Origin of the sequence: Streptomyces sp. NBC_01275, from assembly GCF_026340655.1 — a bacterium.
In the GTDB taxonomy this organism is placed as follows: Bacteria; Actinomycetota; Actinomycetes; order Streptomycetales; family Streptomycetaceae; genus Streptomyces.
Genome location: NZ_JAPEOZ010000001.1, coordinates 7,773,164 through 7,797,974 on the forward strand (window position 1 = coordinate 7,773,164; position 24,811 = coordinate 7,797,974).

A 24,811-nucleotide genomic window follows, 5' to 3' on the forward strand; every position below is an offset into this window, starting at 1 on the left:
CTCCGTGTCGAGGAAAGGTGACTCTGAGCGCCGGGCATCTCACTCAAGGTGGGCTTCACTCAAGGTGGGTCTCACTCGAGGTGGGCGAGATCCTCAGGCGTGTCGATGTCGTAGGGGTGGGCCACGTCCCCGCACTCGACGAGCGTGAGCGCCGCGCCGTGCTCCTTCAGGTAGGCCCGCGCCCCCCGGTCGCCGGTCGCGGTCGCCGCGACGCCCGCCCAGTGGGCCGAGCCGAACAGGACCGGATGGCCGCGCTCCCCGTCGTAGGCCGCCGCCGCCAGCGACTCCTCGTCCTCGTACGCGGCCAGCACCCGGGCCGCCGCCTCGGGCCCGATGCCCGGCTGGTCGACGAGCGAGACCAGCGCGGCCCGCGCCCCCGACCCGGCGAGCGAGCCGAGCCCGGCCCGCAGCGAGCTCCCCATGCCCTGCTCCCAGTCCGGATTCGGCACGAGCACACACCCGTCGAGCCGCGCCCGCTCCCGTACGGAGTCGGCGGCGGCCCCCAGCACCACGTGCACGCGCGCGCAGCCCGCCGTACGCAGCACCGCCACCGCGTGTTCCACGAGCGGCCGGCCCCGGTGTTCGAGCAGTGCCTTGGGCCGGCCGCCGAGCCGTCGGCCCCCGCCCGCGGCGAGCAGCAGACCGACGACCTGGCCTTCCTTTTGCGTCATGCGTCCTGCATACCTGACGCAGCGTCGACCGCACGGTTTCCGGGGGCTGAATTTCCGTCCGGGCAGTGGCGTACCCGCCGTCGGGTGGCGTTTACTGACCCGCGCGTCCCGCGGCGTCCGACCAGCGCCAGGGGATGCGGGGCGGGGAAGACGCGTACGGGCGCACGACGGAGCGCGAGGGGGAGAGCCGTGTTGCGAAGTGTGGGGCAGAGGGCAGTGATCGGCGGCGACGAGGATGCGAGGGTGACGCGGCTGCGGACGGCGGTGTCCCGGCTGCGCCGCGAACTCGCCGCGCATCCGGCCGAGTTCCCGGACCGGGTCGTCGCCGAGGACGAACTCGCCGCGCTCGCCGCGATGGCGACCCACGGCGTCCCGGAAGTCCCCCGGCTGCGCCGCTCCCTGCTGCTGATCGCCGGAGCCATCGGCTCCGTCAGCGCGCTGTCCCGGGGCCTGTCGGACGTCCGCGACGCGGTGAACCTGTTCGGGGAGCCGCCGCGCGGGCGGGGTGAGGACGGGCGGGGTGGGGACGGGCGGGGTTAGGACGACGCCACGCGGTGCGTTCGGGGAACGAGCCGCGGTGGCCCCGGCTCGCGGGGCGGTGCTCGAACCGTCCGCAGAGCCAGGTCTCCGGGACGCGGCTCAAGGCGTGCATCGCCTGCGCCTGGTCCGACTGCCGCCCGGTCGGGCAGGGGCCGATGTCCGGGCCGGCCGGCTTCCGCCCGCCGTCCGCGCGTCCGCCGGCCGATCTCGACGGGCAAGGGCGTGTCCCACTCCAGGAGGCGGGAGCGGAGGCTCCCGTCGAAGAAGGAGAACATCGCCTCCGGCGGATCCCCGCCGCCGTCACGCCTGGTTCTGGGTGGCCAGCGCCTCGGACAGGTCCTGGGCGACCTGCTGGAGCACCGGCACGATCCGCTCCGTCGCCGCTTCCGTGACCCGGCCCGCCGGGCCGGAGATGGAGATGGCCGCCGCGGTGGGGGAGTTCGGCACGGACACCGCCAGGCAGCGCACGCCGATCTCCTGCTCGTTGTCGTCGACCGCGTACCCCGCGTCGCGCACCTCGGCCAGCGCCGCCAGGAAACCGGCGGGCGTGGTGATCGTCTTCTCCGTGGCGGCCGGCATGCCGGTGCGCTGGAGCAGGGCGCGCACCTCGGCGTCCGGGAAGCCCGCGAGCAGGGCCTTGCCGACGCCCGTGGAGTGCGGCAGGACGCGCCGGCCGACCTCGGTGAACATGCGCATCGAGTGCTTGGACGGCACCTGCGCCACGTACACGATCTCGTCGCCGTCGAGCAGCGCCATGTTCGCCGTCTCGCCGGTCTCCTCGACCAGCCGGGCCAGGAAGGGGCGGGCCCAGGTGCCCAGCAGCCGGGACGCGGACTCGCCGAGCCGGATCAGGCGCGGGCCGAGCGCGTAGCGGCGGTTGGACTGCTGACGGACGTAGCCGCAGGCGACCAGGGTGCGCATCAGGCGGTGGATGGTGGGCAGCGGCAGCCCGCTGCTCGCGGACAGCTCGCTGAGGCCGACCTCGCCGCCCGCGTCCGCCATCCGCTCGAGCAGATCGAAGGCGCGCTCGAGGGACTGGACCCCGCCGCTGGCGGACTTGGCGGAGTCGGTGGTGCTGGCGTCGGACGTCGGCACGGCGCGTTCCTTTCGAAACTGGCGGAAGGGCTGAAGCCTACCCGGCGGTCGGTTGACTCCCGGCTTGTGCGTAGCTACGTTCTGCGTGTTGGAATAATAATTCCGCTTTGTGGAAACATCCAGAGTGTCGACGGCGGGTGCACTGTGGAGAGGTGCGGAGTGATGCGGCGAGGGCGCGGGGGAGTGCGCCCTTGACGGCGGGAGGGCGGGAGTGAAGACTCCTTCAACAGAACGTTGAATTCCGTTACGTAGAAGTAAATTCCGTTAAGCGGAAGTGAACCGGAGTGGCGGAAGCGAACGGCGGCAGAAAGAGGGGTCCGGGTGTCCGACGCTGAACTGGTGCTGCGCTCGACGCGCGTCATCACCCCGGAAGGGACGCGCGCCGCCTCGGTCGCCGTGTCCGCCGGGAAGATCACGGCCGTCCTGCCGTACGACGCCCCCGTGCCCGAGGGCGCCCGCCTGGAGGACTTCGGCGACGACGTCCTGCTGCCCGGCCTGGTCGACACTCATGTGCACGTCAACGACCCGGGTCGTACCCACTGGGAGGGCTTCTGGACCGCCACGCGCGCGGCGGCGGCCGGCGGCATCACCACCCTCGTCGACATGCCGCTCAACTCCCTCCCGCCGACCACCACGGTCGACCACCTCCGTACGAAGCGGGACGTGGCCGCCGACAAGGCCCACATCGACGTCGGCTTCTGGGGCGGAGCCCTGCCCGACAACGTCAAGGACCTGCGCCCGCTGCACGAGGCCGGCGTCTTCGGCTTCAAGGCGTTCCTCTCGCCGTCCGGCGTGGACGAGTTCCCGCACCTCGACCAGGAGCGGCTCGCCCGGTCGCTGGCCGAGATCGCCGGGTTCGACGGGCTGCTGATCGTGCACGCCGAGGACCCGCACCACCTCGACGCGGCCCCGCAGCAGAGCGGCCCCAGGTACGCCGACTTCCTCGCCAGCCGCCCGCGCGACGCCGAGGACACCGCCATCGCGAGCCTCATAGCGCAGGCGAAGCGCCTCCACGCGCGCGTGCACGTCCTGCACCTGTCCTCCAGCGACGCGCTGCCGCTGATCGCCGCGGCCAAGGCGGACGGCGTGCGCATCACCGTCGAGACCTGCCCCCACTACCTCACCCTCACCGCCGAGGAGGTCCCGGACGGCGCCAGCGAGTTCAAGTGCTGCCCGCCCATCCGCGAGGCCGCCAACCAGGACCTGCTGTGGCAGGCGCTGGCCGACGGCGTCATCGACTGCGTGGTCACCGACCACTCCCCGTCGACGGCCGACCTCAAGACCGACGACTTCGCCACCGCCTGGGGAGGCATCTCCGGCCTCCAGCTGAGCCTCTCGGCGGTCTGGACGGAGGCTCGGCGGCGCGGCCACACGCTCGAGGACGTGGTCCGCTGGATGTCCGCCCGCACGGCCGAGCTCGTGGGCCTCGGACAGAAGGGGGCCATCGAGGCCGGCCGCGACGCCGACTTCGCCGTCCTCGCCCCCGACGAGACCTTCACCGTCGACCCGGCGGCCCTGCAGCACCGCAACCGCGTCACGGCGTACTCGGGCCGCACCCTGTACGGCGTCGTGAAGTCCACCTGGCTGCGCGGCGAACGCATCGTCGAGGACGGCGAGTTCACCGAGCCGAAGGGCAGCCTTCTCACCCGCACCCCCTGAACCCCCTCCGCACCCGCAGCGGCCGACTACCGAAAGGCACACCTCGTGACGGCGATTCCTGGCTTCACCGGCGACGCGAACCCCTACGGCGGCGGCGACCCGTACGCGGACTACCGCACCGCCGACTTCCCGTTCACCCAGTACACCGACCTCGCCGGCCGTCAGCTCGGCGCCGGCGTCATCGCCGCCAACGACGAGTTCTTCGCCCAGCGCGAGAACCTGCTGGCGCCGGGGCCAGCCGAGTTCGACCCCGAGCACTTCGGGCACAAGGGCAAGATCATGGACGGCTGGGAGACCCGCCGCCGGCGCGGCGCCTCCGCCGAGCACCCCTGGCCCACGGCCGAGGACCACGACTGGGCGCTGGTCCGCCTCGGCGCACCCGGCGTGATCCGGGGCATCGTCGTCGACACGGCCCACTTCCGGGGCAACTACCCGCAGGCGGTGTCGGTCGAGGGCGTCTCCGTGCCGGGCTCCCCGTCCCCGCAGGACCTGCTCGGCGACGACGTGAAGTGGACGACCCTCGTCCCGCGCACACCGGTCGGCGGCCATGCGGCGAATGGTTTCTCCATATCGGTGGAACAGCGCTTCACCCACCTGCGGGTCAACCAGCACCCCGACGGCGGCATCGCCCGGCTGCGCGTCTACGGCGAGGTCGTACCGGATCCGCGGTGGCTGGAGATCCTCGGCACCTTCGACGTGGTCGCCCTGGAGAACGGCGGCCGGGCCGAGGACGCCTCCAACCTCTTCTACTCCCCGGCGTCCAACACCATCCAGCCGGGCCGCTCCCGCAAGATGGACGACGGCTGGGAGACGCGCCGCCGCCGCGACCAGGGCAACGACTGGATCCGCTACCGGCTGGCCGCGCAGGCGCAGATCCGCGCCCTGGAGATCGACACGGCGTATCTGAAGGGCAACAGCGCCGGCTGGGCGTCGGTGTCCGTCAGGGACGGCGAGGACGACGAGGGCGGCGGCGAGGGCGGCACGTGGACGGAGATCCTCCCGCGCACCCGCCTCCAGCCCGACACCAACCACCGCTTCGTCCTGCCGACCCCGGCCGTGGGCACCCACGCGCGCGTGGACATCTACCCCGACGGCGGCATCTCGCGCCTGCGGCTCTTCGGCTCACTGACCCAGGAGGGCGCGAACCGCCTGGCGGCGCGCCACCAGGAGCTGGGCGGCTGAGGCCCGCCTCGCTTCTCGAACACCGGTCGCACCTCGAGCCGGTCTGGGGTGCTCCCCCGGGGAGGCTGAGGGCGGGGCGTCCGGTCCGGGGCGGGGTGGAAGGGCTGTGAGCGGCCCCCCTGCCGACCCTGGGGGCCGACCCTGGCCCGCCCCGGGTCGGCCCCTCCCAGGGTCGGCCCCCAGGGGCGGGAAGCCTCAGGGGCGGAAGCTCCTCCACGGTGGGAAGCCCCCGGCGACGGGACCCTCAGATCGGGCCCTTCCGGGGCGGGACCCTTCCAGGGTCGGGGGCTTCGCCGACAAGCCTCAGGACCGGCCCGGCGGGGACGTCTCCTCCGGGACAGGCCCCCAGGGTCGGCCCCCAGGGGCGGGAAGCCTCAGGGGCGGAAGCTCCTCCACGGTGGGAAGCCCCCGGCGACGGGACCCCCAGGTCGGGCCCTTCCGGTGCGGGACCCTTCCAGGGTCGGAGGCCTCAGGGGACGAGCCCGAGGGGCGGCCCGTCGGGGATGTCTCCTCCGGGACGGGCCCATCGCAGGCCCCCTTCGCAGGCCCCCTTCGCAGGCCCCCTTCGCAGGCCCCCTTCGCGGGCCCCCGGGGCGGGCCCCCAGGGGCGGGCCGTCGGGGGCGGGCCGTCGGGTGGGGAGCCTTCAGGGGCGGGAGCCCACCGCACCCGTGCGGTGGATCGGCCCGGCCGCCGGAGGCCTACGCCGCGTGCCCGCCGTCCACCGCGAACTCCGCTCCCGTGACGTAGGACGCCCCCGCCAGGTAGGCCACCATGGAGGCGACCTCGTCGGCCGCGCCGAAGCGGCCCAGGGCGGTCAGCTCGGCCTGGCCCGCCGCGTAGGGTCCGTCGGCCGGGTTCATGTCCGTGTCGATCGGCCCGGGGTGGACGATGTTCGCCGTGATCCCGCGCGGCCCCAGCTCCCTGGCCAGCGCCTTCGTCAGCCCGATCAGCGCCGACTTGCTCATGGCGTAGAGCGTCCCGCCCGGACCGGGCACCCGTTGGGTCATGCAGGTCCCGACGGTGACGATCCGGCCGCCGGGTCCCATCCGCCCGGCGGCGGCCCGGGAGGCCAGGAACACGCCCCGCACGTTCACCGCGAGCACCCGGTCCACCTCGGCGAGGGACAGGCTCTCCAGCGGCCCGAGCACCCCGACGCCCACGTTGTTCACCAGCACGTCGAGCCCGCCGAGCGCCTCCGCCGTACGCGCCACGGCACCCGCCGCCTCCGTCGCGTCCGCGGAGTCCGCCCGCAGGGCCACCGCCCGCCTCCCGAGGCGCTCCACGGCCCGTACGACCTCCGCGGCCGCCTCCTCGCCGTTCACGTACGTCAGGGCCACGTCCGCGCCCTCCCGGGCCAGTCGCAGCGCCGTGGCCGCGCCGATGCCCCGGCTGCCGCCGGTCACCAGGGCCGTCTTGCCGTTCAGGGTGCTGCCGGAGGCCGTCACCGTCGTGTGTGTCGTCGTCATGGCTCCATCCCAGCGGTCGGCGTCCCGGTGCGCTGGCGGCGAACGGACACCGAGGTCGGGGCCGGAACTCTTCCGTCCGTCTCCCGCGTTCTCCTGTCGTGACCCTTCAGCAAGAAATCGTCGGCAACGCCATGCAGATGGCGGTCGTCACCCTGCACCCCGGCCAGACCGTGTACTGCGAAGCCGGCAAGTTCCTCTTCAAGACGACGAACGTGACCATGGAGACCCGGCTCGGCGGCCCGTCCACCGCCGGCGGCCAGCAGCCCCCGGGCGGCGGCAGCGGCGGCATGGGCGGCATGCTGCGCCAGGCCATGGGCACCGCCATGCAGGTCGGTCAGCGCGCCCTCGCGGGCGAGTCGCTGGCGTTCCAGTACTTCACCGCCCAAGGCGGCGAGGGCACGGTCGGCTTCGCGGGCGTCCTCCCGGGCGAGATGCGCGCCCTGGAGCTGACCGGCACGCGCGCGTGGTTCGCCGAGAAGGACGCCTTCGTGGCCGCCGAGTCCACCGTCGACTTCGGCATCGCCTTCCAGGGCGGCCGCACCGGCACGAAGGGCGGCGAGGGCTTCGTCCTGGAGAAGTTCACCGGCCACGGCACGGTGATCATCGCGGGCGCCGGCAACTTCATCGATCTCAACCCCGCCGACTTCGGCGGCCGCATCGAGGTCGACACCGGCTGCGTCGTCGCCTTCGAGGAGGGCATCCAGTACGGCGTCCAGCGCGTCGGCGGCCTCAACCGCCAGGGCCTGATGAACGCCGTGTTCGGCGGCGAGGGCCTGTCCCTGGCCACCCTGGAGGGCAACGGCCGGGTCATCCTCCAGTCGCTCACCATCGAGAGCCTCGCCAACGCCCTCAAGAAGGCCCAGGGCGGAGACAAGCAGGGCCCGACGGGCGGACTGTTCTCGACGAACGCCGGCTGACTCGACGAACGCCGGCCGACTCGAAGGAATGCCGGACGAACCGATGAGGCGCAGGACGAACCGATGAGGCGCAGGACGAACCGATGAGGCGCCGGCGGACCGATGAGGCGCCGGCGGACCGATGAGTTGCGGGGGCGGGCGGGGTCTGAGTCGATGACAAGGACCCCGCACAGGAAAGCAGGCGATCGCCATGAGCAAGCTCGTCTCCACCGTCTTCGTCACCCTCGACGGCGTCTACCAGGCGCCCGGCGGCCCCCACGAGGACTCCCGCGGCGGCTTCGAACAGGGCGGCTGGAGCTTCCCGTACGGCGACGAGGACTTCGGCCGGTTCGTCACCGAGTCCTTCGGTCGCGCCGGGGCGTTCCTCCTCGGCCGCCGGACGTACGACATCTTCGCCTCGTACTGGCCGAAGAAGACCGACCCCGCCGACCCGGTCGCAGCGAAGCTGAACGCGCTGCCGAAGTACGTCGCCTCGTCGACCCTCACCGACCCCGCCTGGGCCGGCACCACCGTCGTGGGCGGCGACCTCGCCAAGGAGGTCACGGCCCTCAAGGAGCGCACCGACGGCGAGCTCCAGGTCCACGGCAGCGGCGCCCTCGTCCGCTCCCTGCTGGACCTCGGCCTCGTCGACACCCTCCACCTGCTGACCTTCCCGGTGGTGCTCGGCGCCGGCCGCCGTCTCTTCACGGAGGGCGCCGTGCCGACCGCCTTCCGGCACGCGGGCGGCCGCATCACCGCCGCCGGTGTCTCCCTCCAGTCGTACGACCTGGCAGGACGTCCGGAGTACGGCTCGTTCTGACTCCGGGGCAACGGCCGACCGCAGGTTAACTTCCCGAAAACTCAACGGACTTGCCGGGAAAATCCTTGAAGTTGTCATTGACATGCCATGGTCTACGCGCGTCATCATGGAGGGCATGAGATTCCCCCCACGAATCACCCGCATAGGCGCTTCGGCAGCCGTCCTGTCCGCCCTCCTCGTCGGCGGCACCGTCTCCGCCACGACGGCGCACGCCGCGGTCGGCAGCATCTGCTACACCAAGCTGCCGTCCCAGGCGTACGACACGCTCGAGCTGATCGAGGAGGGCGGACCGTTCCCGTACTCGCAGGACGGGGCCGTCTTCCAGAACCGGGAAGGCGTCCTGCCCAGCCAGACCAGCGGGTACTACCACGAGTACACGGTGAAGACCCCCGGGTCGTCGACGCGCGGAGCGCGCCGCATCGTGACCGGGAAGAAGACGCAGGAGGACTACTACACGTCCGACCACTACGTCACGTTCAACCTGATCAACTACGGCTGCTGAGCCGGCGTCCGGTCACGGTTGACCCCACAGGAACGGTGCGACCGGCCGCCGGCCGGGCCCGTGCGCGGTCGGCGTCCGGGTGAGCAGACCGAGTGCGCCCGGCAACTCCTTCATGAAGAAGCGCTTCACCCCGCGGATCCCCCACACGCATCGCCCGCGGGGCGAGGCGCCTGCGACGGAAGGCCCGGCCCCACCCGGGCCGACCGTGGCGAAAGAAGGCGGCTGGGCGACTTTCGCAGCGGCCCCGCGGCTTTGGTAGGGGATCGGGTCGGCTTCGGTAGCCGATCCGGTCCGCGAAGAGGTGGCGGGGCCGTCCGCTGCGTGGATTCGTCGACCGTGAAGGCTGATGAAGGCTGAGGACAGCGCGGCACGGACGGCGCCGTCGGGGTTCACGGGGCGCCGATGGCTGCTCCCGTCCGCCGTGGTCGCGGAGCTCGACCCGGACGCCGAACGGGCCGGACGGCGGCCCCGGCGCACCGCGCGCGACTGGGTCGTCGACTTCTGCTGCTTCCTGCTGGCCGTCGCCGTCGGTCTGCTGGCCGCCGACGCCCTGGACGACGCCTCCGCCCCCCCCGCACGCCCTCGCCGTCCTCGACCAGGCCCTGGGCGTGCTCGCCTGCGCCGCGCTCTGGCTGCGCCGCCCATGGCCGCTGGGCTTCGCCGTCGCGATGATCCCCGTCGGCTTCCTCTCGGCGACCTCGGGCGGCGCCTGCATGGTCGCCCTGTTCACCCTCACCGTGCACCGGCCCCTGCGGTACGTGGCCTGGGTGGGCGGCGTCGACCTCGCGCTGGTTCCCGCGTTCTACTGGCTGCGCCCCGATCCCGCCCGGCACGCGCGCGTGAGCGCCTCGCCGCTCATGGGCGAGCGTGAACGCGAGGTCGCGGTCGGCCGGGGCCTGTCCAACGCCGAGGTCGCCGCCGAACTCTTCATGAGCGTCGCCACCGTCAAGGCCCATGTCTCCCGCGTCCTGGCCAGGCTCGGCCTCGACCACCGGGTGCAGATCGCCCTGCTCGCCTACGACGCGGCGCTCCTGGAGGAGGGGCAGGGCCCGGCCGTCGACGAACGGCCGGATACCGACGAACGGCCGGGCGGCGGCGGGCACTAGGCGGTCCTCCCGCTCGTTGGGGGTGTGACGGGAGGGGGAGCGTCATGGCCGAGGTGATCGACCTGGGGGAGTTCGGCGAGGGGTTCCGGCGGGACCCGCACGCCGTGTACGCGCGGCTGCGCGAGCGGGGCCCGGTGCACAGGGTGCGTGCGCCCGGCGCCGACGCGGGCCACGAGACCTGGCTCGTCGTGGGGTACGACGAGGCGCGCGCGGCCCTCGCCGACCCGAGGCTGTCCAAGAGCGCCGACCGGATCGGGGTCACCTTCCTCGACGAGCAGGTGATCGGCCCGCATCTGCTGAGCGTCGACCCGCCGCAGCACACACGCCTGCGCGCGCTGGTCTCCCGCGCCTTCACCATGCGCCGCGTGGAGGAACTGCGGCCGAGGATCCAGGCCGTCACCGACGACCTGCTCGACGTCATGCTGCCGCACGGCCGCGCCGACCTCGTGGCCTCGCTCGCCTACCCCTTGCCCCTCACGGTCATCTGCGAGCTGCTCGGCGTCCCCGAGCTGGACCGCACGGAGTTCCGCAAGCTGTCCACGGAGGTCGTGGCGCCCACCAGCGCGGAGACCTCGTACGAGGCGATCGTGCGGCTCGCCGAGTACCTCACCGAGCTGATCGAGGACAAGCGCTGCGCGGGTCCGGGCGGCGACCTGCTGAGCGACCTGATCCGCACCACCGCCGAGGACGGCGACCGACTCTCGGCCGGCGAGCTGCGCGGCATGGCGTTCATCCTGCTCATCGCGGGCCACGAGACCACCGTCAACCTCATCGGCAACGCCGTCCACGCCCTGCTCACACACCCCGAGCAGCTCGACGCCCTGCGCTCCGACCCGACCCTCCTCGACGGCGCGATCGAGGAGGCCCTGCGCTACGAGGGGCCGGTGGAGAACGCCACGTTCCGCTTCGCCGCCGAGCCCCTGGAGATCGGCGGCACGCCCGTCGCACAGGGCGAGGCGGTGATGATCGGCCTCACCGCGGCCGACCGGGACGCGGGCCGCTATCCGGACCCCGACCGCTTCGACATCCACCGCGAGCCCCGGGGCCATCTCGCCTTCGGCCACGGCATCCACTACTGCCTGGGTGCCCCGCTGGCCCGCCTGGAGGCCCGCACAGCGCTACGGTCCCTACTGGAGCGCGCCCCCGCCCTCACCCTCGACGGCCCACCCGGCGACTGGCTCCCGGGCCTGCTGATGCGCGGAATGCGCAGCCTTCCGGTCCGCTGGTAGACACACGGCACAGGGCGGGGTGTGCACGACCCTGACTCCGGCACGGGCGGACGCGGCGGGCCGCAGCACTGGCGGCCGCGGCCTGTCGGGGTCCCGGCGATGCGGCCGGTCGGGGTGCCGGCAGACATGGCCGTGGCGGGCCGCAACACTGGCGGACGCGGGTTGCCGGAGTGGCGATGGGCGCGGCCTGCCGGAGCACCGGCGGACGCGAGCTGTCGGAGTGCCGACAGACACGGCCGGTCAGGGTGCAGGCGGACACGGCCGGTCAGGGTGCAGGCAGGACCCGCCGGTCAAAGTGCCGCCGAATCCCGCCGGTCAAAGTGCCGCCGAGCCCCGCCGGTCAGGGCGTCCGCAGGCGCGGTTCACCCGGGCCACGCGCCCGCGCCCGCCCCCACTCCCGTCGCCCCCGGGATCTCCGCCAGCGGCACAGCCCTGCGCTCCCGTCGGGACACCTCGCAGGCCTCGGCGATGCGCAGGGCCTGGAGGGCCTCGCGTCCGTCGCAGGGGTTGGGCCGCCCGCCCCGGACGACGTCCACGAACGCGATCAGCTCCGCCTCGTACGCGGGACCGAAGCGCTCCAGGAACCCGGTCCACGGCTTGTCCGCGGCCGGCGGACCGGTGGGCTCGGTGGAGGCGATCGGCGTCCGGTCGTCCAGACCGACGACGATCTGGTCCAGCTCCCCGGCCAGCTCCATGCGGACGTCGTAGCCCGCGCCGTTCAGCCGGGTCGCGGTGGCCGTGGCCAGGGTTCCGTCGTCCAGGGTGAGGACCGCGGCCGCCGTGTCCAGGTCGCCCGCCGCCCGGAACATCGCGGGCCCGGCGTCGGACCCGGCGGCGTACACGTCGGCCACCTCGCGCCCGGTCACCCAGCGCAGACAGTCGAAGTCGTGGATGAGGGCGTCCCGGTAGATCCCGCCGGACACCGGCAGCCACGCGGCCGGCGGCGGCGACTGGTCGGACGTCAGCGCTCGTACGGTGTGCAGTCGCCCGAGCCGCCCCGAGCGCACCGCCTCCCGGGCTCCGATGTAGCCCGTGTCGAACCGGCGCTGGAAGCCCATCTGAAGGATCGTTCCCGCACTCTCGACCTCCGCGATCGCCTGTAAGGTCCCCGCCAGATCCAGGGCGATCGGCTTCTCGCAGAAGACCGGAAGCCCGGAGCGTGCTGCCCGACCGATCAGTTCGGCGTGGGCCGAGGTCGCCGTGGTGATCACCACGGCGTCCACGCCCCAGCGGAAGATCTCTTCCACTCCGGGGGCGGCCGTCTCGCCCAGTCGTAGTGCGAGTTCCTGGGCCCGCGTGTGGTCCGCGTCCGTCAGGATCAGGGATCCGACCTCGCGGTGACGGCTGAGTGTGTTCGCATGAATGGTGCCTATGCGGCCCGTCCCGATGACCCCGATGCGCATGTCATCAAGGTGCGGTGCTGGCCCGCACCCTGTCAATGCGTATGTCCGGACAATCTAACTGCATTACTTCCCGTCAACAGCGCGCAGAGCTACGCTCGGCCCGTGCCGAAACCAGAGATGGACCCGACCGTGCAGCTCGAACTCCGTGTGGACCGAAGCTCTCCGGTGCCGTTGTACTTCCAGCTGTCGCAGCAGCTGGAGGCCGCGATCGAGCACGGATCCCTCACTCCCGGCAGCCTGCTGGGCAACGAGATCGAGCTCGCCGCCCGGCTCGGGCTGTCCCGTCCGACCGTGCGCCAGGCCATCCAGTCGCTCGTCGACAAGGGACTGCTGGTGCGCCGCCGGGGCGTCGGCACCCAGGTCGTGCACAGCCAGGTCAAGCGTCCGCTGGAGCTCAGCAGCCTCTTCGACGATCTGGAGGCGGCCGGGCAGCGTCCGGCGACGACCGTCGTGGTCAACACCATGGTCGCGGCGTCCGCCGAGATCGCCGCCGCGCTCGCGGTGGCCGAGGGCAGCGAGGTGCACCGGGTCGAGCGGCTGCGCCTGGCGCACGGCGAGCCGATGGCGTACCTGTGCAACCACATCCCCACCGCTCTGCTCGACCTGGACACCGCACAGCTGCAGGCCACGGGTCTGTACCGCCTGATGCGGGCCGCCGGCATCACCCTGCACAGCGCCCGCCAGTCCATCGGCGCCCGCGCCGCCACCGGCGCCGAGGCCGAGCGACTCGCCGAGGCCGAGGGCACCCCCCTCCTCACCATGCAGCGCACGACCTTCGACGACACCGGCCGTGCGGTGGAGTTCGGCGACCACATCTACCGGCCGACCCGCTACTCCTTCGAGTTCCAGCTGCTCGTACGGTCCTGAGCGCGTACGGTCCTGAGCGCGGCGCGTCCACCCAGAGGCCGACAACGGTCGTATTGTCCGAACAAGGCGACTTGATGCCGTGGACGCGCCCCACCCTGCCCCACCGCGACGCGCCCGCGCGCGGCACGTCTCACGCACCCCCTGACCTCCCCCGCTCGGCACGCACCGTGGGCGTGCGGCAGAATCGGCCACGATGAGCACCTACGGCAACTTCACCGCCCCCATCGGCTCCCGCCGCGCGCCAGCGCTCCGCACGGTAGGCACGAGGGAGCGCCGCTCGCACCTCACCGCACCCCGCGTGCCCACGGTCGGCATCGACATCGGCGGCACCAAAGTGATGGCGGGCGTCGTCGACGCCGACGGCAACATCCTGGAGAAACTCCGCACGGAGACCCCGGACAAGTCCAAGAGCCCGAAGGTCGTCGAGGACACCATCGTCGAGCTGGTCCTGGACCTGTCCGACCGGCACGACGTGCACGCGGTGGGCATCGGCGCCGCCGGCTGGGTCGACGCCGACCGCAACCGCGTCCTGTTCGCGCCCCACCTGTCCTGGCGCAACGAGCCCCTGCGGGACCGCATCTCGAGCCGGCTCTCCGTACCGGTCCTGGTCGACAACGACGCGAACACGGCGGCCTGGGCGGAGTGGCGCTTCGGCGCCGGCCGCGGCGAGGACCATCTGGTCATGATCACGCTCGGCACCGGCATCGGCGGCGCGATCCTCGAGGACGGCCAGGTCAAGCGCGGCAAGTACGGCGTCGCGGGCGAGTTCGGCCATATGCAGGTCGTGCCCGGCGGCCACCGCTGCCCGTGCGGCAACCGCGGCTGCTGGGAGCAGTACAGCTCCGGCAACGCGCTGGTCAGGGAGGCGCGCGAGCTGGCCGCGGCCGACTCCCCGGTGGCCTACGGCATCATCGAGCACGTCAAGGGCAACATCGGCGACATCACCGGCCCGATGATCACCGAGCTGGCCCGTGACGGCGACGCGATGTGCATCGAGCTGCTCCAGGACATCGGGCAGTGGCTCGGAGTCGGCATCGCCAACCTGGCCGCCGCCCTCGACCCGTCCTGCTTCGTGATCGGCGGCGGGGTCTCGGCCGCCGACGACCTGCTGATCGGCCCCGCGCGGGACGCGTTCAAGCGCCAGCTCACCGGCCGCGGCTACCGTCCCGAGGCCCGGATCGTCCGCGCCCAGCTCGGTCCCGAGGCCGGCATGGTCGGCGCCGCGGATCTGGCCCGGCTGGTGGCCCGCCGTTTCCGGCGCGCCAAGCGCCGCCGGGTGGAGCGCTACGAGCGCTTCGAACGGTTCACGGAGGCGGCCCGCCGCACCCGGGACACGGCATGACCCCCGCACCGCCCCGCACGACCCGGGACACCGCATGACCGCCTCGCTGCCCCGCCAGGCCGCACCCCCCGACGAGCCGTCCCGCCCGCCGGAGGACCGTCGGCACGTGATCCGCCGCAGGGCGCTCACCCTGCTGATCATCGTGCTGCTCATCGGCGTTCCGGCCGGCTACCTGGTGATCTCCGCCAACCAGAGCCGCGACAGCGGCAAGGACAAGGAGGCCAAGTACTCGGCGACCGGCCTGACCCAGGGCTGGCCGTCGAAGGTCCAGCGCCGCCTCTACCAGGTGCCTGTCCCGCACCCGTCCAACCAGGTCGCCTACTACGAGACGAACAACTGGAAGACCAGCCGTCTCTATGTGCAGTTCCAGACCACGCACGCGGGCCTGGACCAGTTCCTCGCCGACATCGGCGTCGCCCGGGCCGACCTGAAGAAGGACCACATCGTCATCAGCGCCCGCGACCAGAGCGTCACCGGCTGGAAGTTCGCCGGCCCCGGCTCCCGCACCGGCGACTACTTCGGCCTCGTCCGCGAGCAGAAGAACCCCAAGCCGACGCTGGACGTGGTGGTGAACACCGGCAACCCGACGTATCCCATGGTGTACGTCGTCTCGCGCACGGTTCCCTGACGCGCCGGCGCCGGCCCGGCGTCGTAGAGCCGCCGGGGGCCGCTCCGGCCGGTCGCCGGGACCGATTGATGCTCCTATTGCTGTCAAGCGGTCTGGACCCATTCGCGGTAGGCGTGGGCGAGGTCGTCGTCCCGGCTGAGGCCTCGTTCAAGTCTGGAGATGGTGGTGGGCCAGACACCGAAGTGCTGGGCGACGGCGGTGAGGGTGATGTTCTTGGCTTGCCGTAGGGGTCGCAGGTCGGCGATGCCGGGGACGGTGACGGTGGTGGTGAGACAGCGGAACATCTCCCGGGCGATGGCTCGTTTCAGGAGCCGGATGATCTCCCTCTTCGTCCGGCCGGCGGCGGTCTGCCGTGCCGCGTATGCGCGGGTTCTGGAGTCGCTGGACATGCGGACGAGGGCGATGCGGTAGAGAGCTGCGTTGGCATCCCGGTCTCCGCCCCGGGACAGGCGGTGCCGGTTCGTTCTGCCGCTGGAGGCGGGGACCGGGGCGACGCCGCACAGGGCGGCGAAGGATGCCTCGCTGCGCATGCGTTCGGGATTGCCTCCGGCGGTGACCAGCAGCTGGGCCGCGGTGTCGGGGCCGACGCCGTAGGCGGCTCGCAGGCCGGGTTGTGCGCGCTGGCCTCGCTGTCCAGGGCCTGGGTCAGGGCTCCGTGCTCGGCGGTCAGCTCCTTGACGCGTCGGGCGAGGCTCTTCAGCGCGGTGAGGACCGCTGTGTGCACCGCGTCTCCGGCCGGCCGCAGCCGGGCCAGGGCATCAGTGCGGTCTGTCCCTTTGAGCTGCCCGTATTGGGTGCGGATGGCTTCAGGTGCGGTGAAGAGAAGGTGGGTGGTCTGGTTCAGGGCGGCGGTGCGGGCCTTGACGGCGGAGCGGGCGGCGTTGTGCAGGGCGCGTGTGCCGGCGACGGTGTCGTCCTTGGGGGCGCTGGAGGCCCGGCCGGACAGGGCGGCGCGGGCGGCGGCGTAGGCGTCGATGGGGTCGGACTTGCCGATGCGGCGGCGTTCGGCCCGGTCGGGCCGGTTGACCTCGATGACCGGGTGCCCGTGTGAGCGGGCGGCGCGGGTGAAGCCGGCGCCGTAGGAGGAGGTGCCTTCCACGCCGATCGCTCTCACGTGACCGTGGGCGTTCAGGAAGGCCAGGGCCGCGGCGTATCCGGCGGCGGCGGTGGCGAACTCGGCGTCCGCGAGGTGGCCGCCGTTGTCGCTGATCACCGCGACGTGGATGGTGTCGGCATGGGAGTCGACCCCGCCGAACACGTCCTGGTCCGCGGTGTCCTCCACAACCTCTGATGTCATGCTGATGATGCCTTCCCAACCGGAGGTGGGCACCGGCCGGGTGGCGCAGACAGGACATTGAAGGGGCTTCTGGACCAAGCTCCTATCAGGTCATGTTCCGCCCGGCCGGAGCCATGAGAACAGGTCCCGGCGGCCGGACAGAACAACCGGAAGACAACCCAGCAGGGCGTCAGTCAGACCCCGAGCCACGGCCACCGGGACCTGAGTATCAGCATCAATGTCAGACCCCGCCCGTAGAGTCGAAGACGATTGATCCGACACGCGGGCGGGAGGTGAACAGTGCGGACGAGGGACACGGCCGCTCCGACCGGGTACCCCGGGGCCAGGTACCCGGGGGCCAGGTATGCGGCCAGGGACACGGCCGGGGACGAGAGCGGGGACTCGGTGGACGCGATCGGCGTGCGCCTCGCCGCGGTCTTCCTGCCCGCGCCGCTCCCGCGCGAGGGACGCGTCGCCTTCTGGGACCCCGACGAAGGGCCCCTGCCCGTCACCACGGCCGCCGAGCGCCAGGACCTCACCGTCGTACGCCCCCATGGAGCCTCCGTCCGCCGCAGGCAGGCCCCCGCCCTGACCCTTCCGGTCGACAAGGCGCTCCCGCTGCTCGTGCGCGCCCGGCGCGACCCCGCCGCACACCCGGCCACCGCCTGCTGGGGCGCGGCCGCGCTGCACGCGCTACGGCTCACCGCCCGCGGCCGTCTGCTGCCCGGCCTGACCCCCGCCGGTCACGACGCCTGGCGGGCGGGCCCCCTGGACCCGGAGGACATCGCGCACCTGCGCGCGATCGCCGCGGCCCTGCCGTACGAGGGGCACGCGGTGCCGTTGTCCGGCCCGGGCCCGCTCCGGCTGCCGCAGCCCGAAGCGCTGATGCGGTCCTTCCTGGACGCCGTCGCGGACACCCTGCCCCGTACGCCCGCCGCACCGCACGCGTGCGGGAAGCCCTTCGCGGACCGCCGGCCCCAGCGGCTGCCCGGCGCCCACGACTGGGCCGCGGAGGTCGCGGCCGGCATGGACGCGGGCGTGCGGATCTCGCTCCGCCTGGACCTGTCCGCGTACGACCTCTTCGACGGCGACGCGGTCGTGCGCAGCGCGGGCGCGGCGATCGTCCAGGTGCACAGCCTCGCCGACCCCACCCTCGTGACCGACGCGGCGACCCTGTGGGCGGGGGAGGCCGACGCCGCCTTCGGGGCACGTGCGCGCGTGGACGCGGCCCTCGCCGTGCGGCGCGCGGCCCGCGTCTGGCCGCCGCTCGCCCGGCTCGCCGAGCAGGACGCCCCCGACGTGCTGGCTCTGTCCGAGGACGAGCTGAGCGACCTGCTCGGCGTGGCCGCGACCCGGCTCGCGGCGGCCGGGGTCGCCGTGCACTGGCCGCGGGACCTGGCCCACGACCTGAGCGCGGCCGCGGTGGTCCGGCCCGCGCCCGGCTCGGCCACCGACGGAACCGGGTTCTTCGAGAGCGAGGACCTGCTGCAGTTCCGCTGGCAGCTCGCGCTCGGCGGCGACCCGCTCAGCGAGGCCGAGATGGACACGCTCGCCGAGGCCCACCGCCCGGTCGTACGGCTGCGGGACCAGTGGGTCCTCGTCGACCCGGCCCTCGTCCGCAAGGCCCGCAAACGCGAACTGGGCCTGCTGGACCCGGTCGACGCCCTGTCCGTCGCCCTCACCGGCGCCGCCGAGGTGGACGGCGAAAGCGTCGAGGCGGTCCCCGTGGGGGCCCTGGCCGCCCTGCGCGACCGACTGACGGCAGGCGTACGGCCGGCCGAGCCGCCGCCCGGTCTGCACGCCACCCTGCGCGACTACCAGCTGCGCGGCCTGGCCTGGCTGGACCTGATGACCTCCCTCGGCCTCGGCGGCTGCCTCGCCGACGACATGGGCCTGGGCAAGACGGTCACCGTCATCGCCCTGCACCTGAAGCGGGCCCGCACCGAACCGACCCTGGTGGTCTGCCCGGCCTCCCTCCTGGGCAACTGGCAGCGCGAGATCACCCGCTTCGCGCCCGGCGTCCCCGTCCGCCGCTTCCACGGCGCCGAGCGCAGCCTGGACGACCTGACCGACGGCTTCGTCCTCACCACGTACGGCACGATGCGCTCGGCCGCCCCGACGCTGGCCCGCCAGCCGTGGGGCATGGTCGTCGCGGACGAGGCGCAGCACGTGAAGAACCCGTACTCGGCGACGGCGAAGGCCCTGCGCACCATCCAGACCCCCGCACGCGTGGCGCTGACCGGCACCCCCGTCGAGAACAACCTCTCCGAACTCTGGGCGTTGCTCGACTGGACGACACCCGGACTCCTCGGCCCCCTGAAGTCCTTCCGCGCCCGGCACGCGCGCGCGGTGGAGAACGGCGAGGACGAGGAGGCCGTGCAGCGCCTCGCCCGCCTGGTGCGGCCCTTCCTGCTGCGCCGCAAGAAGTCCGACCCCGGCATCGTCCCCGAGCTGCCGCCCAAGACGGAGACGGACCACCCGGTCCCGCTCACCCGCGAACAGGCCGCGCTGTACGAGGCGGTGGTGCGGGAGTCGCTGCTGGCCATCGAGACGTCCGACGGCATCGCGCGACGCGGCCTGGTGCTGAAGCTGCTGGGCGCGCTCAAGCAGATCTGCGACCACCCCGCGCTGTATCTCAAGGAGGAGACCGGCTCCGTGGGCGACGCCCTGGCCGCCCGCTCCGGCAAACTCGCCCTCCTGGACGAGCTGTTGGACACCCTGCTCGCAGAGGACGGCTCGGCGCTCGTCTTCACGCAGTACGTCGGCATGGCCCGTCTGATCACCGCCCACCTCACCGCCCGCGCGGTCCCCGTCGAGCTGCTGCACGGCGGCACTCCGGTGCCCGAGCGCGAGCGGATGGTGGACCGCTTCCAGGACGGCGCGACCCCGGTCCTCGTCCTCTCCCTGAAGGCCGCCGGCACCGGACTGAACCTCACCCGCGCGGGCCATGTCGTCCACTTCGACCGCTGGTGGAACCCGGCCGTCGAGGAGCAGGCCACCGACCGCGCCTACCGCATCGGCCAGACCCAGCCCGTGCAGGTCCACCGCCTCATCACCGAGGGCACGGTCGAGGACCGCATCGCCGAGATGCTCCAGGCCAAGCGAGCCCTGGCCGACGCGATCCTCGGCTCCGGCGAGTCGGCCCTCACCGAACTCACCCACCGCGAACTGACCGACCTGGTCAGACTGCGGAGGGAGACATGACACGGGAGCCGGGGGACGAGGAGGCGGAGGCGGGGGTGAGCGACGTGGAGGAGGGGGCGCAGCACGACGAGGGCTCCGCAGCGGCCGAGCGGCCCGCCGACGCGGCCCGTCGTGCGCTGCGGGCCGCGCGGGAACGGGGGAGCGGGGGCGAGCCGTCGCCCGAACAGGGGCGGCCGCACGGCGAGCCGGCACAAGACACCGCAAGCCGTACGTCCAGGCCCGGTGACGCCGTGCGCGCAGCACTACGGCAGGCGGCGGACCCATCCGCCGGGCGGGCCCCGGAGCCCGGCGCGGCCGGAACGGACCCCGCTGCGTCGGTCGCGCCGGAGACGGATGATCCCCCGCCCCCGGCAGACCCGGGCGCGCCGCAGGCCGCGAACGGCGCGCGCCCCGGCGACATCGCTCGTGAGGCCCTGCGGGCGGCCCGCGCCGAGGCACGGCAGGCCTCGGCCGACGCGGCCGCGCCGGGAGGCGAAGCCTCACGCCGGCCGTCCCGGACCCCCGCCCGCCCCCAGAGCCGTGCCCAGGACCGTCCCCCCGGTGAGCGCCCGCGTGACGTGCGGGAGTTGCTCGCGGGGGCCTTTCGGATGCCGTGGGACGGGGGCGAGAGCGAGGACGAGGGCGAGGGCGATGACGTCACCCGCGAGACGACTTCGCCCGCCCCGGACGCCGAGCTCGCCCCTGCTGACCGACCCGCCCCTGCTGACCGACCCGCCCCTGCTGACCGACCCGCCCCTGGCGACCGGCTCGCCCCAGCCGACGAACCCGCCCCCGCCGACCACCCCACTCCCACTCCCACTCCTGCTCCCGCTCCGGCCCCCGACCGCGCCCCCCGCTCCATGGCCGCACCCTCCCGCGACGGCGATCACCGGCGTACCTTCCCGGCGTTCTCCCCCCGGACCGCCGGTGCCGACGGTGCGGGCGGCGCCGCAGGCGCCCGCTTCGCCGGGACCTGGTGGGGCAATGCCTGGGTCGGTGCGCTGGAGGAGGGCGCGCTGGACGTCAAGCGGCTGGTGCGCGGGCGGGGTTACGCCGAGCAGGGGAACGTGGACGCGATCACGGTCACCCCAGGGCTCGTCCTCGCCTACGTGCACGGCAGCCGCCCGCGCCCGTACCGCGTACAGGTACGGCTGCGCACCCTCGCCGACGACGACTGGGAGCGCTTCCTGGAGGCGGCCGTGGAGCGCCCCGGGCACATCGCCGCGCTGCTCGACAAGGAGATGCCGGAGTCCCTCGCCGAGTGCGGGGTGCCCTTGCTGCCCGGCCCCGGCGACCTCGATCCGCAGTGCAGCTGCCCCGACCGCGGCCACCCCTGCAAGCACGCCGCCGCCCTCTGCTACCAGACCGCGCGTCTCCTGGACGCCGACCCGTTCGTGCTGCTCCTGCTGCGCGGCCGGGGCGAACGCGAGCTGCTCGACGCGCTGTCCCGGCGCAACGCCGCCCGCGCGGCCCGCGCCGCCCAGGAGCAGGAGCCGCAGTCCCTGCCCGGCGTACGGGCCACCGAGGCGCTCACGGACGTCACGGACCGCGCGGACGGGCGCAGGCGCCGACTCCCGTCCCTCCCCGCCCCGTTGACGGTGCCGCCCCACCCCGAGCAGCCTCCCGCCTACCCGTCCGCCCCGAACGGACCCGACTCCTTCGCGCTGGACCACCTCGCCACCGACGCGGCGGCCCGCGCCCACGCCCTGCTCCTCACCGGACACGACGACATCGGCGAACTGACCCTCTGGCAGGACGCCGTACGGCTCGCCGCGGCCCGCCCCGGCGCGGGCCTCACCGTCGCCACACGCTCGCTGTACGCCTCGCTCTCCGCAGCCGCCGGACGCACCCCGGCCGAGCTGGCGCGCGCGGTCGCCGCCTGGCGGCAGGGCGGAGCGGACGGGCTCACGGCCTTGGAGGAGCCCTGGGACCCGCCCGCCGGACGCTTCGACCGGGCCCGCTCGCTCCTCCTCGCCGCCGACCTCCCGGCCTTCCGCCCCTGGCGCAACCACCTCACCCACCCCCGAGGTCACGTCCAACTCCGCTTCGGCCGCGACGGGTTGTGGTACGCGTACGAGTCGGAGCCGGGCCGTGACGACTGGTGGCCGCGCGGCACCTGCGACCCGGACCCGGTCGGCGCCCTGACCGGCCTGGGCGGCTCCGACGACTTCTGAGCGACGACCCGCGGCCGACGTCGACCACGTCGACCACGTCGACCACGTCCGTCCGGGCCGCCGCTCATGCCGCCTCAGCGGGAGTCGGCCGAGTGGCTCGCCGGGTGCGCGGACGCGGTTTCGGGCAGCAGCCCGTCGACGAACGCGCGCAGGCCCGGGAGGTGTGTCCCGTGCGGCCGACGCGGCCCACTGGTCGCCGATGGCGGCCAGGCACGGCCGGTCTGATCCTGCTGGTCTTCGGCGTCGTCCGCACCGATCGGTACGCGTGGACCTCGCCGGTCACCCCGACGACCCTGGCGGTCGCCGTCGCGCTGCTGGCCGCGTTCCTCCAGGTCGAGCGGACCACCTCCCGCGAACCGCCGGTCCGGCTCGGCCTGTTCGCCAACCGCTGGGTCGCCGGTGCGAACGGCTACAACCAACAGCTCGCGCCAGATCGGCGCCTCCCTGGGGCTGGCCGCCCTCGGCACCGAGGCCGCCACCGCACCGGCCACACCGTCACACCCCGGGCCCGGTCGCCAAGTGAAGCTGACCCGCTGAGGTTCCGTCTGTACGATGCACGCGCATCGTGTCTCACGCACCCGGCCGCCACCGGCCGGCGACAGGCGACATGTGAAGCCCGATGCGGAGGATCTTCGCGAGGCTGCCACAACGTGGGACGCCTTGCACGGGGTTCCGACCCAAGTACGTGAGAATTCGTGAGATGTGGGAGCGTGAGTCGGGTGAGTGAGAGTACGTCCAACACCCTGCAATACCGCTTTGACGGGCCGGAAGAGGCACCAGTCCTCATCCTGGGCCCCTCGCTCGGCACGACCTGGCACATGTCGTAGAAACCGTCCATGGGCGTCCAGTTGATCCAGGGCGAGCGCGTAAGTCCAGGTCAGAGTCTTGTGACATGAGTGAGTCCGCGGGGTTGGTGACCCGCTTGTGATCGCTCGTGACAGGGGGGACCCGCGTCAGCTCGCTCCGACGGCGGTCCTGCGTAGACGTACACCTGAGGAGCTGGCGCAGGTCATCCTCGTGGCCGGAGGGCGCGGCCAGGCGGCGGTGTGGCAGAGGATCTGCTGCGCTTTAAGCGGGTACCGAACGCGCGGAGCACCGGGAGATCCACTCCTCAAGGGCTGTGCCTCCAGAGCGTCACCCCAGTCTCGCAGAACGAGTACGTGGCGCAGACCCCTGACCGCATGCGGTCAGGAGGACCGCATCGGTTTCGACGTGAGCAGGGGCGGCTACTTCCTGAAGCGGTCAACCGCACTCCTCAACCGGACAACCTGACACGATGGCTTGCAGAACACCCACTCAGCTTGGCGTTTATCCTCGGCGGGCTTGGTGTTCCTTGATCGATTCAGCACGTTTGACCGTCTTGCCGACGTCGTGACGTGTGGCCCGCTGCCTGTTCTTCGAGCCGGGAGGCCGTCCCGGTCCCGGCTTGGACGGTTTCGGTGCGGCCGACGGACGGGCCGCCGTCGCGCGGACGTTGCGAAACCCCCGGCGGACGCGGGCGGGGGTGAGGCGGCGGGGTGCGGCGGGTCGCTCCCAGGGGCGGCGCAGGTCCTCGGTGAGTGGGCGGGCGAGGCGGAGCTGGGTGTGGGCGGCGATGATGAGCCAGGTCCACAGATCGGCGCTGTCGGCGTGGCGGACCTTCGGTGCCGTCCAGCCGAGGGTCTGCTTCAGGAGTCTGAAGGTGTGCTCCAGGTCGAATCTGCGGAGAAAGGACTGCCACCAGCGGTCCACGTCCGCCGGTGTTGCGGCGTTGGCGGAGCACCACAGCCAGACCGGTTTCGGGTCGCGGTCGCCCGGCAGGCGCTCGACCTGGAGGCGGATCAACATGCCGTGCAGGATGGGCAGTTCCTCTTTGGCGTGGTTCAGCCACGGGCCGCGGTGGGTGAGCCTGGGGTGCATGCGGTCCCAGGCGATCGTCTCGGCCTTGCCGTAGCGGGTGGTGTCCGTGACTGTGGTGACGTCGGGCTCGTGCCAGCTGTCAGGCTTGGCGAAAGTAAGGACACCGCCGTGCCGACGGGGTCGCCCGCCCTTCGGGCCGGAACGGGTCGGGCCCGGGTCGCGGAGCATGACCCGGTCCGAGCGCAGGCGCCCGAGCAGCATCACCGGCAGGTCGGCCAAGGCGTGGGTGAGGTAGGCGACGTCGTAGCCGGCATCCATCACGATGAGGATCTCCGGGTCGCCCGGCCGCCAGTGCCCGGCCTGCGTCAACCGCTGAACGACATCGCGCAGTTGGGCGGCAGTGACGAGCGTCGCGTCGTCGGCGGGTCCCAGGCGCACGGCGTCCAGCAGCGCGACCCAGGAGGTGCGGCCGGACTCCAGCGCGGCAACGAAGGAGTACGGCCAGCCCGGCACGAACTGGTCCGTCTTGCGGTCACCACGTCCGTAGACGTGGCAGAACAGCCGATCGTCGCTGGTCGGGGCATCAGGACGGAGCCAGTTGCTCACGTCCACGGCCAACACGATCCGCCCGTCGGCCGCCTTCGGCAGCGGCAGGCCGGCCAGCGTGCGACGTAGGCGCGTCGGCTCCAGCCAACCGCGGTCCAAAGCCGCGTACAGCGCACCGTGCCCGCGCCGGTGCTCGACCGCCAGCGACAGCTCGACCAGCGTCTTCACCGGCCCGTCCGCGCACAGCACCGCGTCAGTGAGCTCGAAGAGCGCATCCGCGCGAGCGTAGAGGCATTCGTAGAACTCGACCCGAAAGCGGGACAACACGTCCAACGCCTCACCCGCGGGCGCATCAGCAGACAGACTCATACACAGCGGCCGTTCTC

At 73.0% G+C, this 24,811-nt stretch carries 19 protein-coding genes and 4 pseudogenes; 15 read left to right on the forward strand and 8 right to left on the reverse strand.

Annotation, left to right across the window (positions count from 1 at the left end; genetic code table 11):
- Nucleotides 1-71: 71 nt before the first annotated feature.
- The gene (locus OG562_RS34070; RefSeq protein WP_266404901.1) at nucleotides 72-671 is read right to left on the reverse strand and encodes an NTP transferase domain-containing protein; all 600 of its coding nucleotides are present in this window, start codon (nucleotides 669-671) and stop codon (nucleotides 72-74) included.
- Nucleotides 672-860: 189 nt separating this feature from the next.
- On the opposite strand from OG562_RS34070, the gene OG562_RS34075 reads away from it, so the two are divergent.
- The gene (locus OG562_RS34075; RefSeq protein ID WP_266404903.1) at nucleotides 861-1,211 is read left to right on the forward strand and encodes a DUF5955 family protein; all 351 of its coding nucleotides are present in this window, start codon (nucleotides 861-863) and stop codon (nucleotides 1,209-1,211) included.
- Between the two features lie 300 nt (nucleotides 1,212-1,511).
- Here the strand turns inward: OG562_RS34075 and OG562_RS34080 are convergent, their stop codons facing one another.
- Entirely contained in the window at nucleotides 1,512-2,306 is a 795-nt protein-coding gene (locus OG562_RS34080; RefSeq protein WP_266404905.1) for an IclR family transcriptional regulator, read from the reverse strand.
- Between the two features lie 321 nt (nucleotides 2,307-2,627).
- Between OG562_RS34080 and allB the strand changes: the two genes are divergently transcribed.
- On the forward strand, nucleotides 2,628-3,965 hold the full coding sequence (gene allB / locus OG562_RS34085) for an allantoinase AllB (RefSeq protein WP_266404906.1): 1,338 nt from the start codon (nucleotides 2,628-2,630) through the stop codon (nucleotides 3,963-3,965).
- A 45-nt stretch (nucleotides 3,966-4,010) separates the two neighbouring features.
- Nucleotides 4,011-5,147 (forward strand): allantoicase, encoded by a 1,137-nt coding sequence (alc, locus tag OG562_RS34090; RefSeq protein WP_266404908.1) that lies wholly within the window; start codon nucleotides 4,011-4,013, stop codon nucleotides 5,145-5,147.
- Between the two features lie 699 nt (nucleotides 5,148-5,846).
- On the opposite strand, the gene OG562_RS34095 is transcribed toward alc, so the two are convergent.
- Nucleotides 5,847-6,614, reverse strand: coding sequence for an SDR family oxidoreductase (locus OG562_RS34095; protein WP_266404910.1), 768 nt, complete (start codon nucleotides 6,612-6,614; stop codon nucleotides 5,847-5,849).
- Between the two features lie 98 nt (nucleotides 6,615-6,712).
- On the opposite strand from OG562_RS34095, the gene OG562_RS34100 reads away from it, so the two are divergent.
- The 6 genes and pseudogenes from OG562_RS34100 (at nucleotide 6,713) to OG562_RS34125 (ending at nucleotide 11,167) form a co-directional block, all read left to right on the forward strand.
- A complete protein-coding gene (locus OG562_RS34100) occupies nucleotides 6,713-7,531 on the forward strand; it encodes an AIM24 family protein (RefSeq protein ID WP_266404912.1) in 819 nt (272 codons plus the stop codon).
- Between the two features lie 190 nt (nucleotides 7,532-7,721).
- Entirely contained in the window at nucleotides 7,722-8,330 is a 609-nt protein-coding gene (locus OG562_RS34105; RefSeq protein ID WP_266404914.1) for a dihydrofolate reductase family protein, read from the forward strand.
- A 115-nt stretch (nucleotides 8,331-8,445) separates the two neighbouring features.
- A complete protein-coding gene (locus OG562_RS34110; RefSeq protein WP_266404916.1) occupies nucleotides 8,446-8,832 on the forward strand; it encodes a ribonuclease in 387 nt (128 codons plus the stop codon).
- Nucleotides 8,833-9,178: 346 nt separating this feature from the next.
- Nucleotides 9,179-9,656 (forward strand): annotated as a pseudogene (locus OG562_RS34115) (sensor histidine kinase); the annotation flags it as partial.
- 33 nt (nucleotides 9,657-9,689) lie between these two features.
- On the forward strand, nucleotides 9,690-9,938 hold the full coding sequence (locus OG562_RS34120) for a response regulator transcription factor (RefSeq protein WP_266409671.1): 249 nt from the start codon (nucleotides 9,690-9,692) through the stop codon (nucleotides 9,936-9,938).
- A gap of 44 nt (nucleotides 9,939-9,982) precedes the next feature.
- Complete coding sequence (locus tag OG562_RS34125; protein ID WP_266404917.1) at nucleotides 9,983-11,167, forward strand: cytochrome P450; 1,185 nt, start codon at nucleotides 9,983-9,985, stop codon at nucleotides 11,165-11,167.
- Nucleotides 11,168-11,529: 362 nt separating this feature from the next.
- On the opposite strand, the gene OG562_RS34130 is transcribed toward OG562_RS34125, so the two are convergent.
- Entirely contained in the window at nucleotides 11,530-12,570 is a 1,041-nt protein-coding gene (locus tag OG562_RS34130) for a Gfo/Idh/MocA family oxidoreductase (RefSeq protein ID WP_266404919.1), read from the reverse strand.
- Between the two features lie 129 nt (nucleotides 12,571-12,699).
- Here OG562_RS34130 and OG562_RS34135 point away from each other — a divergent pair, with 129 nt between their 5' ends.
- The 3 genes from OG562_RS34135 (at nucleotide 12,700) to OG562_RS34145 (ending at nucleotide 15,407) form a co-directional block, all read left to right on the forward strand.
- Nucleotides 12,700-13,437 (forward strand): GntR family transcriptional regulator, encoded by a 738-nt coding sequence (locus tag OG562_RS34135; RefSeq protein ID WP_266409672.1) that lies wholly within the window; start codon nucleotides 12,700-12,702, stop codon nucleotides 13,435-13,437.
- Between the two features lie 193 nt (nucleotides 13,438-13,630).
- Nucleotides 13,631-14,779, forward strand: a complete 1,149-nt coding sequence (locus OG562_RS34140) for an ROK family glucokinase (RefSeq protein WP_266404921.1) — start codon at nucleotides 13,631-13,633, stop codon at nucleotides 14,777-14,779.
- A gap of 34 nt (nucleotides 14,780-14,813) precedes the next feature.
- Nucleotides 14,814-15,407: a sugar kinase gene (locus OG562_RS34145; protein ID WP_266404924.1), complete on the forward strand. Its 594-nt coding sequence runs from the start codon at nucleotides 14,814-14,816 to the stop codon at nucleotides 15,405-15,407.
- An 83-nt stretch (nucleotides 15,408-15,490) separates the two neighbouring features.
- Here OG562_RS34145 and OG562_RS34150 read toward each other — a convergent pair whose 3' ends face one another.
- From OG562_RS34150 to OG562_RS34160, 3 genes and pseudogenes are all read right to left on the reverse strand, one after another.
- A complete protein-coding gene (locus tag OG562_RS34150) occupies nucleotides 15,491-15,691 on the reverse strand; it encodes a helix-turn-helix domain-containing protein (RefSeq protein WP_266396426.1) in 201 nt (66 codons plus the stop codon).
- A gap of 135 nt (nucleotides 15,692-15,826) precedes the next feature.
- A pseudogene (locus OG562_RS34155) lies at nucleotides 15,827-16,012 on the reverse strand (transposase); the annotation flags it as partial.
- A gap of 275 nt (nucleotides 16,013-16,287) precedes the next feature.
- A pseudogene (locus tag OG562_RS34160) lies at nucleotides 16,288-16,704 on the reverse strand (transposase); the annotation flags it as partial.
- 384 nt (nucleotides 16,705-17,088) lie between these two features.
- Between OG562_RS34160 and OG562_RS34165 the strand changes: the two are divergent.
- The 3 genes and pseudogenes from OG562_RS34165 to OG562_RS34175 form a co-directional block, all read left to right on the forward strand.
- Nucleotides 17,089-19,887 (forward strand): DEAD/DEAH box helicase, encoded by a 2,799-nt coding sequence (locus tag OG562_RS34165; protein ID WP_266409673.1) that lies wholly within the window; start codon nucleotides 17,089-17,091, stop codon nucleotides 19,885-19,887.
- Nucleotides 19,884-22,040: an SWIM zinc finger family protein gene (locus tag OG562_RS34170; protein WP_266404926.1), complete on the forward strand. Its 2,157-nt coding sequence runs from the start codon at nucleotides 19,884-19,886 to the stop codon at nucleotides 22,038-22,040. The genes OG562_RS34165 and OG562_RS34170 overlap by 4 nt, the downstream gene beginning before the upstream one ends.
- A gap of 719 nt (nucleotides 22,041-22,759) precedes the next feature.
- Nucleotides 22,760-22,861, forward strand: a pseudogene (locus OG562_RS34175) (3-oxoadipate enol-lactone hydrolase); the annotation flags it as partial.
- A gap of 487 nt (nucleotides 22,862-23,348) precedes the next feature.
- Here the strand turns inward: OG562_RS34175 and OG562_RS34180 are convergent.
- Nucleotides 23,349-24,794, reverse strand: coding sequence for an NF041680 family putative transposase (locus OG562_RS34180; protein ID WP_266404929.1), 1,446 nt, complete (start codon nucleotides 24,792-24,794; stop codon nucleotides 23,349-23,351).
- Nucleotides 24,795-24,811 lie beyond the last annotated feature (17 nt).